Source organism: Exiguobacterium sp. 9-2 (assembly GCF_036287235.1).
GTDB lineage: Bacteria > Bacillota > Bacilli > Exiguobacteriales > Exiguobacteriaceae > Exiguobacterium_A.
This window is the reverse complement of record NZ_CP142850.1, coordinates 2,722,046-2,734,581: the sequence shown is the minus strand read 5'-3', so window position 1 is coordinate 2,734,581 and position 12,536 is coordinate 2,722,046. Positions and strand designations below refer to the sequence as shown.

The 12,536-nt window shown below is 48.8% G+C and carries 14 protein-coding genes; 13 read left to right on the top strand and 1 reads right to left on the bottom strand.

Features of this window, described 5'->3' with window-relative positions:
* The first annotated feature begins 725 nt into the window (after positions 1-725).
* The 13 genes from VJ374_RS14240 to mreB all read left to right on the top strand — a co-directional run bounded on the left by VJ374_RS14240 (position 726) and on the right by mreB (position 11,183).
* Positions 726-944, top strand: coding sequence for an AtpZ/AtpI family protein (locus VJ374_RS14240; RefSeq protein WP_023469502.1), 219 nt, complete (start codon positions 726-728; stop codon positions 942-944).
* On the top strand, positions 941-1,327 hold the full coding sequence (locus tag VJ374_RS14235; protein WP_290752966.1) for an ATP synthase subunit I: 387 nt from the start codon (positions 941-943) through the stop codon (positions 1,325-1,327). The genes VJ374_RS14240 and VJ374_RS14235 overlap by 4 nt, the downstream gene beginning before the upstream one ends.
* A gap of 8 nt (positions 1,328-1,335) precedes the next feature.
* Positions 1,336-2,079 (top strand): F0F1 ATP synthase subunit A, encoded by a 744-nt coding sequence (gene atpB, locus VJ374_RS14230; protein ID WP_329469329.1) that lies wholly within the window; start codon positions 1,336-1,338, stop codon positions 2,077-2,079.
* A gap of 75 nt (positions 2,080-2,154) precedes the next feature.
* The gene (gene atpE, locus VJ374_RS14225; protein ID WP_023469499.1) at positions 2,155-2,367 is read left to right on the top strand and encodes a F0F1 ATP synthase subunit C; all 213 of its coding nucleotides are present in this window, start codon (positions 2,155-2,157) and stop codon (positions 2,365-2,367) included.
* A gap of 127 nt (positions 2,368-2,494) precedes the next feature.
* A complete protein-coding gene (atpF, locus tag VJ374_RS14220; protein ID WP_035410626.1) occupies positions 2,495-3,028 on the top strand; it encodes a F0F1 ATP synthase subunit B in 534 nt (177 codons plus the stop codon).
* Positions 3,028-3,561: a F0F1 ATP synthase subunit delta gene (locus tag VJ374_RS14215; protein ID WP_023469497.1), complete on the top strand. Its 534-nt coding sequence runs from the start codon at positions 3,028-3,030 to the stop codon at positions 3,559-3,561. The genes atpF and VJ374_RS14215 overlap by 1 nt, the downstream gene beginning before the upstream one ends.
* Positions 3,562-3,580: 19 nt before the next feature.
* Complete coding sequence (atpA, locus tag VJ374_RS14210) at positions 3,581-5,089, top strand: F0F1 ATP synthase subunit alpha (protein WP_023469496.1); 1,509 nt, start codon at positions 3,581-3,583, stop codon at positions 5,087-5,089.
* A 42-nt stretch (positions 5,090-5,131) separates the two neighbouring features.
* Positions 5,132-5,983: an ATP synthase F1 subunit gamma gene (gene atpG / locus VJ374_RS14205; protein WP_058704130.1), complete on the top strand. Its 852-nt coding sequence runs from the start codon at positions 5,132-5,134 to the stop codon at positions 5,981-5,983.
* 36 nt (positions 5,984-6,019) lie between these two features.
* A complete protein-coding gene (atpD, locus tag VJ374_RS14200; RefSeq protein ID WP_064299243.1) occupies positions 6,020-7,438 on the top strand; it encodes a F0F1 ATP synthase subunit beta in 1,419 nt (472 codons plus the stop codon).
* A gap of 26 nt (positions 7,439-7,464) precedes the next feature.
* On the top strand, positions 7,465-7,878 hold the full coding sequence (locus VJ374_RS14195; RefSeq protein ID WP_023469493.1) for a F0F1 ATP synthase subunit epsilon: 414 nt from the start codon (positions 7,465-7,467) through the stop codon (positions 7,876-7,878).
* A 350-nt stretch (positions 7,879-8,228) separates the two neighbouring features.
* Positions 8,229-8,429, top strand: a complete 201-nt coding sequence (locus VJ374_RS14190; protein WP_230088486.1) for a DUF1146 domain-containing protein — start codon at positions 8,229-8,231, stop codon at positions 8,427-8,429.
* 251 nt (positions 8,430-8,680) lie between these two features.
* Positions 8,681-9,985 carry a UDP-N-acetylglucosamine 1-carboxyvinyltransferase gene (gene murA, locus VJ374_RS14185; protein WP_290752951.1) on the top strand — a complete coding sequence of 435 codons (1,305 nt, stop codon included), beginning with the start codon at positions 8,681-8,683 and terminating at the stop codon, positions 9,983-9,985.
* 217 nt (positions 9,986-10,202) lie between these two features.
* The gene (gene mreB, locus VJ374_RS14180) at positions 10,203-11,183 is read left to right on the top strand and encodes a rod shape-determining protein MreB (RefSeq protein WP_050676945.1); all 981 of its coding nucleotides are present in this window, start codon (positions 10,203-10,205) and stop codon (positions 11,181-11,183) included.
* A gap of 474 nt (positions 11,184-11,657) precedes the next feature.
* Here mreB and VJ374_RS14175 read toward each other — a convergent pair whose 3' ends face one another.
* Positions 11,658-12,527: a hypothetical protein gene (locus VJ374_RS14175; RefSeq protein WP_329469319.1), complete on the bottom strand. Its 870-nt coding sequence runs from the start codon at positions 12,525-12,527 to the stop codon at positions 11,658-11,660.
* Between the last annotated feature and the right edge of the window lie 9 nt (positions 12,528-12,536).

The following is a 12,536-nucleotide window of genomic DNA, read 5'->3' as shown; positions in this document are numbered from 1 at the left end:
AGACGTGAGCCGCGCCTCCTTCGTCTTTAGACGAGGAGTCGGATCTCACTTGTCTCTGACAGCACGAAAACTCGTGCTTTTTCCTGTAGGAGTCGCGTGATGTGAGCGATTCTTTGTTATGTCTTGAATTTCGTGTAATCGCAATAGTTGATTTAGGAGGATAATATCTTTAAATCTTACCATTTCCACTAAAATCAGCCCATTTGTTTAGAAAATGTAAAACCAGATGACCTTGAAACTGGAAAGGAAACGATGACGATTCAAGCTGTGACGTACCGCACGATTGAAAAAATGGAAATCGCTGAAATGTATTGTTACAAACAGATGTCAGAGCTGTTTTTATGTCCCGATTCGGAAGCGTTTTCAATTGTGAACAAAAAATGTTTTTTCACAAAATCGACACAAATCAATTTTAGAGGTCTTGTTTCGCTTTAATGGGCACGATATAACGTTACTGTTCAACGGTTTTGTTCACCATATGAACAATCTCTTTAACCGTTGATAGCACTACATATTTTCTTCACATCTTCGTGAAATGACTTGCACGAATGACATCTGTGAAAACCTTATCAATCGTTGATATGTATAGGTTTTTCGGCTCTGTTTTTATTGTGAATTCATTTGACTATGAAAGCTGCTTCATTGTATTCTTGACTAGTATGAAAATCCGCAAATTGTGGGAAAGAAAAAGAACTCACAATTGGGAAAAAAGGGGGTCGTCTCTAGTGCGCCAAAGTGGGCTCGCGAAGAGTATGGTCATGGCCTCGCAAATTTCGACGGCACTGGCTGCACCGATCGTCATTGGCTTTTTGGTTGGGAACTATGGGGAACAACAACAATGGTGGGAAAAAATGGGTGCGACGTTCGCCGTGTTCATCGGGATTTTCATCGGCATTCTTTGCATGATCGCCATGATCAGGCACTTGTTAGGGGAGAAGACATGAACATCATCCTTCAAGATGCGTTGTATCGTGCGTACTTACGATGGTTTGGACTCTTTTACGGGATCCTGGCTGTCCTGCTGCTCATTGGACGCCCGAGTGAACCGGTCATTTATGGACTGGCGCTTGGTGGAACTGGCAGCTTTCTGATCTTGACGCTTCAACGACTCAGCGTCGATCGGATGTATCGTGTAATCGAGACGGGGCGTAAGCCGATGTCTCGTGGGACCGTTTCACGCATGGCGGTCGCGGTACTTTGTGTGATGATCGGTTTGAAATATCAAACTGAATTGTCATTAACTGCGGTGGTAATAGGCCTTCTCGCCGGCCACGTCATACAATTTTGTGAGTTCTTGACTCACGAACTCAAGCGGGAAAAGAGGTGAATAGTCAAATGAACCACGAAATGCCACTTTACGAAATCCCACTCTGGGGTGACTTCGTTCTGTACGGTAGCTGGACGAACTTGATCACAGTATTGATTGCTGCTGCTCTCGTCTTCTTGATTGCCGTGGCCGGTACGCGACGTCTTGTGATGAAGCCAACCGGTGCTCAAAACGTGATGGAGATGTTCCTCGAATTCGTTCGCGGAATCATCAGCAGCACGATGGACTGGAAAACAGGGGGTCGCTTCCTTACGTTCGGAATGACATTATTCCTGTTCATCCTTGTGTCCAACATCATGGGTCTCCCATTCAACGTCGTGACGGGACACTACATTTGGTTCAACTCACCAACTGCAGATCCTTACGTGACACTGGCACTTTCATCTATGGTAGTAGTCATGAGCCATTACTACGGTGTGAAGATGCGCGGCTTCGGCGCTTATGCGAAAACATTCATGACGCCGATGTTTATCATTACCATCATCGAGGAGTTTGCAAACACGTTGACACTCGGTCTTCGTCTTTACGGAAACATCTTCGCTGGTGAAATCATGATCGGAATCATTCTTTCGATCGGTATCGTCTCTGGTACGAACGATTTCCAATTCCTCGGACCACTAGGCGCGATCATCTCGGGTATCCCGATGTTGATCTGGCAAGGATTCTCACTCTTCATCGGTGGTATCCAAGCGTACATCTTCCTTATCCTGACGATGGTTTACATCGGACATAAGGCAGCGCACGACCATTAATTCGAAGGTAAAGCATCCGCTTTTCCGATAACAGCACGACAAATCAATGAACATACTCTAGGGAGGCAATTTATCATGAATCTTATTGCAACAGCGATCATCATCGGACTCGGCGCACTCGGCGCAGGTATCGGTAACGGTCTTATCGTAAACGGTACAGTATTAGGTCAAGCACGTCAGCCAGAACTCAAAAACGAACTTCGTCAAACAATGTTCATCGGTATCGGTCTTGTTGAGGCACTTCCAATCATCGGTGTAGCGGTCGGTTTCCTTCTTCTCAACTCTTAATCCACGATTAACGAGAACGGACTACATAGGGCGCTATTCGTTCAACGTTTGAGTGAACCGTCACGGGAGCTTAGGCTCCCTTATGTAGATATTGAAGTTGAACCAACCACGAGGGGAGTGTAATCGAATGAATCTAACGTATCTTGCGGCAGAGGGCGTTGCGGAAGCAAGTAAGCCTCTTATCGCCAACATGATCGTCACGATCGTCGTTTTCCTCTTGCTCCTCATCCTCTTGAAGAAATTCGCATGGGGCCCGCTCGTCAACATGATGAAAGCGCGGGAAGAGCATGTGGCTAGCGAGATCAACTCGGCTGAAAAGAGCCGTAAAGACGCTGAAGTCTACGTAGAACAACAACGCGAAGAATTAAACAAGGCGCGTACGGAAGCACGCGACCTTTTAGAAGCATCACGCCGTCAGGCAGAAGCAGAGCAAGCACGTGCGATGGAGCAGGCACGTCTTGAATCCGAAATGAGTAAGGAAGAAGCTCGCCGTGCGATCGAACGTGAACGCGCTGAAGCACAAGCTGCTTTGAAGAACGATGTCGCTCTTCAAGCAATCGCTGCAGCACGCCACGTCATGAAAACACAGCTTGCGACGGACGAAGCCGCTCAAAAGGCACTCGTCGATCAATTCCTTGCTGATACTAAGGGCACGAACTAATGCGTGATCACGTAGCGGGACGCTACGCAAAAGCGCTCTTCGATCTTGCGCTTGAGCACCATGTGCTCGAGCAAGCAGAAGCTGATGTGCGGACGCTCGGCGAAGTGCTCCACGCAACACCAGAGCTCGCTTCGGTTTTAGATAACCCATCGATTTCTGCTGAAGAGCTCAAGCAAGTTCTTCAAACAAGCTTCACTGGCTTCAACTCGATCGTCTTGAACACGTTGCTCGTCATGGTCGAAAACGACCGGGCGGCAGAAATTGTCACGTTACCGGAACACTTCATTGCATTGTTGAATGAACACCGCAATGTCGCGACGGCAATCGTCACGAGTGCATACAAATTGTCAGACGAGGAACTCACGAAAGTGAAAGAGACGTTTGGCCAAAAATCAGGTAAAACGCTTGAAGTCGAGAACGTCGTCGACACGAGTGTCATCGGAGGACTTCGCGTTCAAATCGGTTACACGACATATGACGGTACGATCGAAACTAAACTAACGCGCCTTGAGCGTGAGCTGTTAAAAGCGTAAGAAAATAGGGGTGAAACGCATGAGCATTAGAGCTGAAGAAATCAGCGCCCTGCTTAAAGCGCGTATCGCGCAGTACGGTTCTACGATGGAAGTGAACGAGACAGGTACGGTCATCCAAATCGGTGATGGTATCGCTCGTGCACACGGACTCGACAACGTCATGTCGGGAGAGCTCGTAGAATTCGCTAACGGCACAATGGGCTTGGCGCAAAACTTAGAAGAAGGCAACGTCGGTATCATCATCCTCGGTGACTACCTTGAAATCAAAGAAGGCGACTCTGTTCGCCGTACGGGCCGCATCATGGAAGTACCAACTGGAGACGCACTCCTCGGACGTGTCGTTAACCCACTCGGTATGCCAATCGATGGTCTTGGTCCAATCGAAACAGAACACTACAACCCGATCGAGCGTAAGGCGTCTGGCGTTATGGCGCGTAAATCGGTACACGAACCACTTCAGACAGGAATCAAGGCAATCGATGCCCTCGTTCCAATCGGTCGTGGACAGCGTGAGTTGATCATCGGTGACCGTCAGACGGGTAAGACGTCGATCGCAATCGATACGATCATCAACCAAAAAGAAGAAAACATGATCTGTATCTACGTCGCAATCGGACAAAAAGAATCAACAGTCCGTGGCGTCGTTGAGACGCTCCGTAAAAACGGTGCCCTCGATTACACGATCGTCGTTTCGGCAGCGGCTTCACAGCCAGCTCCACTTCTTTACCTCGCACCATTCGCAGGTGTCGCGATGGGTGAACACTTCATGGACCAAGGCAAACACGTTCTTGTCATCTATGATGATCTTTCAAAACAAGCAGCTGCTTACCGTGAGCTTTCACTTCTCTTGAAACGCCCACCAGGCCGCGAAGCTTACCCAGGGGATGTCTTCTACCTTCACTCACGCCTTCTTGAGCGTGCAGCGAAGTTGAACGACGAGCTTGGCGCAGGTAGCTTGACTGCCCTTCCGTTCATCGAGACGCAAGCGTCGGATATCTCAGCTTATATCCCGACAAACGTTATCTCGATCACGGATGGTCAAATCTTCCTTCAATCGGATCTCTTCTTCTCAGGTGTCCGTCCCGCGATCAACCCGGGTCTCTCGGTATCGCGTGTAGGTGGTTCGGCTCAAGTTAAAGCGATGAAGAAGGTAGCGGGTACGCTCCGTCTTGATCTCGCATCTTACCGTGAGCTTGAAGCATTCGCACAGTTCGGATCTGACCTTGATAAAGCGACTCAATCGAAGCTTAACCGTGGTGAGCGGACAGTTGAAGTCTTGAAACAAGACTTGAACCAACCCCTTACTGTCGATAAGCAAGTCATCATCATCTATGCCTTGACTCGTGGTCACCTTGATGATGTTGCTGTAACGGATATTCGTCGTTTTGAAAAGGAACTCAACCTCTGGCTCGATCAAAACCGCAAACAACTTTGCGATGAGATCCGTAAGACAGGTAACCTTCCAGCAGACGAAGAGATCGTAGCAGCAATCTCAGAATTTAAGAAAACGTTCCAAGCGACGGTTTAATCCGGCGGAACGCTCTTGATACTAACAAGGTGGTGAATCGAAATGGCATCGTTGCGCGAGATACAAACGCGGATCAACTCGACGAAAAGTACGAAACAGATCACGAAAGCGATGAACATGGTTTCGGCGTCGAAACTGAACCGCGCTCAAGCACATAGCGCGAAGTTCCAACCTTACATGCTGAAAATGCAAGAGGTACTCGGAACCATTGCGAATGGCACGACAGGTGCGAGCCATCCGATGCTCGAGAAACGTCCCGTCAAAAAGACAGGATATATCGTCATCACATCGGATCGCGGCTTAGCTGGTGCATATAACGCCAACGTGCTGCGTGAAGTCTACCGGGAAATCAAAGAAAAGCATACTACGGACAGTTACGTTCTCTTCGTGGTCGGTAAAGTCGGTGTCCAGTTCTTCCGTTCACGCGGAATCACGGTCACGGATGCGATCACAGGCTTGAACGATTCTCCTTCGTATGTCGACGTCGCTGAGATCGTGAAGCGCACAGTGAGTGCGTTCACGATCGGCGAAATCGACGAGCTCAAGCTGTGCTACAACCACTTCTTATCTGTCATCAGCCAGGAAGTGAAAGTCGAAACCCTTCTCCCACTCGGAGAAATCGAAGCTTCATCTTCGACGACTTATGAGTACGAGCCAAGCGAGGAACAAATCCTTGCGGAACTCCTCCCGCGTTATGCGGAGAGCTTGATCTTCGGTGCGCTTCTTGACGCGAAAGTAGCAGAACATGCGTCACGTATGACAGCAATGCAAAGTGCGACAGATAACGCAGATGACTTGATCGGTCGATTGACTCTCGTCTACAACCGAGCTCGACAAGCTGCGATCACGCAAGAAATCACAGAGATCGTCAGTGGGGCTGCTGCGCAGCAGTAATCCCGACTGGCGTAACGATAGGTAGGAGGAAACACGATGAACGAACTCGGTTTAAAAGGCCGCGTCGTCGCGGTCATGGGACCTGTCATCGACGTTAAGTTCGAAGGACACTTACCGAACATCTACAACGCGCTTCGTATTCAATATACGCCGCAAACTGTAGAAGAAGTGGCTATCGACTTGACGCTTGAGGTCGCCCTGCACCTTGGTGACGACGTCGTCCGTACCATTGCGATGGACTCAACGGATGGAGTACGCCGTGGAATGGAAGTAATCGATACGAATGCTCCAATCTCGGTACCCGTCGGAGAAGCGACACTTGGTCGCGTCTTCAACGTACTCGGTAACCCAATTGATGAAAAAGAAATCGCTGCTGACGTGGAACGTCTTCCAATCCACAAAAAAGCACCGACTTTCGATAACCTTTCAACGAAAGTTGAAATCCTCGAAACTGGAATTAAAGTCGTCGACTTGCTCGCTCCTTACATCAAGGGTGGTAAGATCGGTCTCTTCGGTGGTGCCGGTGTAGGTAAGACCGTCCTCATCCAGGAATTGATCAACAACATCGCGCAAGAGCACAGCGGTATCTCGGTATTCGCAGGTGTTGGTGAGCGGACGCGTGAAGGAAATGACTTGTTCCACGAGATGACGGATTCAGGCGTTATCAAACAAACAGCGATGGTCTTCGGTCAGATGAACGAACCACCGGGTGCACGTCTCCGTGTTGCCTTGACTGGTTTGACGATGGCAGAATACTTCCGTGATGAGCAAGGACAAGACGTTCTTCTCTTCGTTGATAACATCTTCCGTTACACACAAGCGGGTTCTGAGGTATCGGCCCTTCTCGGTCGTATGCCATCTGCCGTTGGTTACCAGCCGACACTCGCAACAGAGATGGGTATGCTCCAAGAGCGAATCACATCAACAAACAAAGGTTCGGTTACATCGATCCAAGCGGTTTATGTACCAGCCGATGACTATACTGACCCGGCTCCTGCAACGACGTTTGCTCACTTAGATGCAACGACGAACCTTGAGCGCCGTCTCTCTGAGATGGGGATCTATCCTGCCGTGGATCCACTTGCATCGACATCACGCGCCCTTTCACCGGAAATCGTCGGCGAAGAGCACTACGGTGTTGCACGTCAAGTTCAGGAAACACTTCAGCGTTATAAAGAACTTCAAGATATCATCGCGATCCTCGGTATGGACGAGTTGTCAGAAGACGACAAATTGACTGTACACCGTGCGCGTCGTATCCAGTTCTTCTTGTCGCAGAACTTCCACGTAGCTGAGCAGTTCACAGGACAAAAAGGATCGTACGTCCCAGTTAAGGACACGATCCGCGGCTTCAAAGAAATCCTCGAAGGTAAACACGATGATCTAACGGAAGAAGCATTCCGTCTCGTCGGTCCGATCGAAGATGCGATTGAAAAAGCGAAGGCGCTTGTCTAAGTGACAAAGCATAAGGGGGACTTGAGATGAACACACTTCATGTCAATATCGTCACCCCGGATGGCGAAGTGTATGATGGCGATATCCGTATGGTCGTTGCGAAGACGATTTCTGGTGAGATCGGGGTTCTCCCGCACCACGTCCCACTCGTGACACCACTCGATATCAGCATCTTGAAGTTGCGCCACGAAGATGGCGGACGCACGTTGATCGCTATCAGCGGTGGCTTTATGGAAGTGCGCCAGGATACTGTAACGGTTCTTGCGGAAACTGCGGAGCAAGCAGACAAGGTCGACTATGACCGTGCTGCAGCTGCGAAGGTTCGTGCAGAACGTCGTCTCCAGGACACGAAATTATCAGAACTCGAATTCAAGCGTGCTGAACTTTCACTGAAACGAGCAGTTAACCGTCTCAGCTTGAAAGACTACGGTCGCGATTGATTCGACCAAAGACCCGAATTCCTTTGCGGAATCGGGTCTTTTTTTGTACGATACGTCAATGATTTTTCTAAAGACAAACGTTTTCGCAAGAGGGAGAACGATACAGGTTTAAAACGCCGTAAAAATGTAAAAGTACATTATATGCCTCGTCTTCACAATTTCTTCAACATTTTTTCTTTGGAAGACTAAATTTATCTTCAATAAATATATTTTATACGCTAAAATTAATTCAGCGTGTTCTTTTTTGTTTGCGCAATCATTCATTTTATGAAATCATAGTAAAGTTGGAGAAACTATGAAGAAGAGGTGCAACGAAAGTGACATCTATTGGTGTGAGTGCGTTAGTTAGTATGCTGGTCTACATCGTAGCGATTCTACTCGCTTGGTGGTCCTTATTACCAGTCAAATGGGAGAAAATCCTGCAACATCCTAAAGGACCGCATGCGGTAGCCTTGCGAACGATTCTAGCCATTGCACTCGGATCGATCGTCGCTCGCTTTTTATTGGATTATGCCGGTTTTGCACAGCGTCTTCAGTTTTTAATTGGGTGAACTTGTAACTGCATTGTAAACCCTGAAATGGTAATTTGTTTTAACATGGAACAGGACACTGCTCTTTCAATGAAGGAACACAGTCATTTAGCAATCATCTAACATTACAATCGAAACGTCGTATTGGCTTTGGAGTAAGAGATCAACTATAGGGAAGTTTCTTTTCTAACATTCGTTGAATTCCAACTATGATCCTCACCAATCACGAATTGAACATACTAGAACAGAAACGAAGCAGAGGAGTAGGGAGAATGGAAAAAATCGTTGTCCGTGGCGGACGTAAATTAGCTGGAACAGTCAAAGTAGAAGGTGCAAAGAACGCGGTCTTAAAAACACTCGTCGCGACATTGCTTGCATCAGAGGGCCAATCGGTTCTTCAAAACGTACCACGTCTAGCAGACGTCTATACAATCAATAACGTCTTACGCAACTTGAATGCGGAAGTCGAGTTCGACGCTGAAGCAAACACGGTGACGGTCAATGCCGAACCGAATCTTAAAGATGAAGCGCCACTCGAATACGTCCGTAAGATGCGGGCTTCGATCCTCGTCATGGGTCCATTACTTGCACGTCTCGGTCGCGCACGTGTCGCGATGCCAGGTGGCTGTGCGATTGGTTCACGTCCAATCGATCTTCACTTAAAAGGCTTCGAAGCGATGGGCGCGAAGACGATCATCGGAAACGGATTCGTTGAAGCACATGTTGACGGTCGTCTCAAAGGTGCGAAAATCTACCTCGACTTCCCATCAGTCGGTGCGACAGAAAACATCATGATGGCTGCGACACTCGCAGAAGGAACGACAGTGATTGAGAACGTCGCAAAAGAACCAGAAATCGTTGATCTTGCGAACTTCTTGAACGCAATGGGCGCAAAAGTCCGCGGTGCAGGTACAGAAACGATCCGCATCGAAGGCGTCGAGAAGTTACATGGTGCAACACACTACGTCATTCCGGACCGGATTGAAGCAGGTACGTTCATGATCGCAGCAGCAATCACAGAAGGTGACGTCGAAGTCATCGGTGCAGAACGTGAACACCTTCGTCCACTCATCTCGAAGATGGAAGAGATGGGCGTTAAGATCACGGATACAGAAGAAGGTCTCCGTGTCGTCGGTCCAGCGAAACTCGAAGCAGTCGACGTCAAGACGATGCCACACCCAGGGTTCCCGACAGACGTTCAAGCACAAATGATGGCGCTTGTTCTCAAAGCAGGTGGCACATCGGTCATCACAGAAACTGTTTTCGAGAACCGCTTCATGCACGTTGAAGAATTCCGTCGTATGAACGCGGACATCAAAATCGAAGGTCGTTCATCGATCATCAATGGTGGCGTTCAATTACAAGGTGCAGAAGTGCTCTCAACAGACCTTCGCTCAGGTGCGGCACTCGTCACAGCAGGATTGATCGCTGAAGGCGAAACGCGCGTTGGCGCACTTCACCACATCGACCGTGGATACGTCGACTTCCACTTGAAGTTACAAGCACTTGGTGCAGACGTAGAACGTGTGACAGAAGAAGCGGCAGTCGTTGAAGAAACAGCTGCAACAAAACTTTAAGCACTCATTCAAGAGCATTCTCTCGTTTCCGGGAGGATGCTCTTTTTGTCGTCTTTTCAAAAAGATGACAATGAAATCAGAAAAGCCGAAAAAGAAAGTCGTTTCACGATGAGGCATATGCTAGAATTGAAAGGTATGTATACATAAATGGGTTAGACGTCCAAACGACGTTCTATATTTTGGAAGAATAGCCAGTGGGTAAAGGAGAGCACACGAGATGTTTTCAAGAGATATCGGAATCGACTTAGGGACGGCGAATGTCGTCATTCATGTAAAAGGTAGAGGCATTGTCCTCGATGAGCCATCGGTCGTCGCGATCGATAAGGCGACAGGCAAGATTCATGCGGTAGGGACAGAAGCACACTTGATGGTGGGCCGAACACCGGGAAACATCGTGGCCATTCGACCGCTTCAAGACGGCGTCATTGCTGATTTCGAAATGACAGAAGCGATGCTACGCCATTTCATCGATAAGATTGAGGTCCGTAAGATGTTCGGTGGAGTCCGCATGTTGATTTGTACACCAGCAAGCATCACAACGGTCGAAGCAAAAGCGATTCGCCAAGCTGGTGAAAAATCAGGCGCGAAGACGGTCTTCCTCGAAGTCGAGCCGAAGGTCGCAGCAGTCGGTGCCGGTATGGACATTTGGATGCCAGCAGGGCACATGGTCATTGATATCGGTGGCGGAACGACGGATGTTGCCGTACTTTCAATGGGTGATATCGTTTGTGGTGAAACGATCAAAGTCGCAGGTGACCGGTTTGATCACGACATCATCCGCTCGATCAAGGATACGCATAAGTTGATCATCGGGGAACGAACAGCACAAGCCGTCAAGACGACGGTCGCGACGGTCTCAGAAGACGGACGTCGTGAACAGATGGATATTCGCGGACGTAATCTCGTGACGGGCTTACCGCACAACATCACGGTGACATCAGAAGAGATGCATGATGCACTTGCAGAAGCAGCGATGGAGATCGTCGAAGCAACGAAGCGCGTGCTCGAGAAGACACCACCAGAGCTTGCAGCGGACATCATCGACCGTGGCATCATCCTGACGGGTGGGGGCGCACTTCTTGACGGAATCGACCAGTTACTTGCAAAAGAACTCGGCCTACCGGTTCTGATTGCAGAAGATCCGATGTTATGTGTCGCACGCGGTACAGGGATCATGCTCGACAATCTTGGTAAGTAAGAGCGTGTCAGCGTAAAGGATATGATTTTTCGTAAAAATTCATTCCTATAACGACCGTCTTGTCCTTCTCGCTTTCCACAGGCGGGAGGTAAGCCGCGACAGCGCGCATTTCATGCGAGTTGTCGGGTCTTACCTATCCCTGACGAAAGTGCTGCTTGCACTTTCTTTTCCTGCAGGAGTCGAGAATGGACAAGTTCGTTCGATATGAATCAAACCAATAGGGAGTCCGGTTTCCGAAGTACGTATCGGAAACTGGACTCCCCTTGTTTTAAACATAATGCTTAGTCCATAATGTCATGGTACTAAATGATTATGTGCCTCCTTGTGCTTCATCCGACTCCTACAGGAAAAAGCGCAAATTTTTGCGCTGTCAGAGACAAACAAGACCCGGGTTCACTGTTATACGAACAGTGAAGACTGGCTTGTGTCTCGCCTGAGGAAAGCGGATGAAAAGCAAAGGGGCATAAAGATGACTTACTGCGTACTACGCATGAAAGTCTGGTAGGCTTCAAAATCATGATAGACAATGGCACTTGGTGGCAACGAACTTGCCATCGTCTGATTAACGAGCTGATTTAGTTGCGTCCGTGTTTTGCCGTAGAACGTAATGTCTGGTGTTTCCGGAAGCTCCGTGAATTCAATAGCATACGATAAACGATATCCGTTACTCGCCGCATACAATGCATCCGTCATCGTGATGGCGCCAAGTCCGTTGCCGCCACCGTAAACGGTCCGGTAACTCATCAATGTGACTTCGTCAGCGAGATCCATCGCCCATTCGCTGATGGAACGCCCACCTGCATCCTGTACGGTATGGAACCAGAACGGGAGGAACAGTTGCAGCGGTAATCCTTCAGCAGATGCTTTTTCGCGGAAGGCGAGTAAGATGCGTTCGTAGGAGGCGATGACTCCTGGCTGGTCCGTCTCCCATTCCGGTAAGGCGTACGGTTCGAGATCGACACTGATGCCGTCCGGATGACTGATCGTCTCCTGCTGATAGGTCGAGATCCAGGCGAGTGGATCTTCAACGTTTGGTCGAGCTGTCGTTCCTTCGTTTGTGATCCAGCGCGGCTGTCCGAATAGAAAGTACACTTCGATGCCGACAGCATGCGCTTTTTCAACGAATGTTCGGTAGAGAGTACGGTCACCCTCGACAGCGACATGCAGATAGACACGTTTCATCTGTCTGTTTGCCAGCTGATTGATCTTCGTTGAAATGGATTTGACCTCTGGGATGGTCCAGATGACCGTGTGACGAGTGACGGAAACGGCAGCTGAACTCTTGAGCGGTAGTCCGAATTGAAGCAACGACAGGCAGACTACGCCAATCAAAAAGCGTTTCATTTCAATTTC

Coding starts and splice junctions, on each gene's coding strand:
- VJ374_RS14175 (WP_329469319.1), bottom strand. CDS start 12,527: ATGAAACGCTTTTTGATTGGCGTAGTCTGCCTGTCGTTGCTTCAATTC.
- VJ374_RS14190 (WP_230088486.1), top strand. CDS start 8,229: ATGCTGGTCTACATCGTAGCGATTCTACTCGCTTGGTGGTCCTTATTA.
- VJ374_RS14195 (WP_023469493.1), top strand. CDS start 7,465: ATGAACACACTTCATGTCAATATCGTCACCCCGGATGGCGAAGTGTAT.
- atpB (WP_329469329.1), top strand. CDS start 1,336: ATGAACCACGAAATGCCACTTTACGAAATCCCACTCTGGGGTGACTTC.
- VJ374_RS14215 (WP_023469497.1), top strand. CDS start 3,028: ATGCGTGATCACGTAGCGGGACGCTACGCAAAAGCGCTCTTCGATCTT.
- atpD (WP_064299243.1), top strand. CDS start 6,020: ATGAACGAACTCGGTTTAAAAGGCCGCGTCGTCGCGGTCATGGGACCT.
- atpA (WP_023469496.1), top strand. CDS start 3,581: ATGAGCATTAGAGCTGAAGAAATCAGCGCCCTGCTTAAAGCGCGTATC.
- atpG (WP_058704130.1), top strand. CDS start 5,132: ATGGCATCGTTGCGCGAGATACAAACGCGGATCAACTCGACGAAAAGT.
- mreB (WP_050676945.1), top strand. CDS start 10,203: ATGTTTTCAAGAGATATCGGAATCGACTTAGGGACGGCGAATGTCGTC.
- murA (WP_290752951.1), top strand. CDS start 8,681: ATGGAAAAAATCGTTGTCCGTGGCGGACGTAAATTAGCTGGAACAGTC.
- atpE (WP_023469499.1), top strand. CDS start 2,155: ATGAATCTTATTGCAACAGCGATCATCATCGGACTCGGCGCACTCGGC.
- VJ374_RS14235 (WP_290752966.1), top strand. CDS start 941: ATGAACATCATCCTTCAAGATGCGTTGTATCGTGCGTACTTACGATGG.
- atpF (WP_035410626.1), top strand. CDS start 2,495: ATGAATCTAACGTATCTTGCGGCAGAGGGCGTTGCGGAAGCAAGTAAG.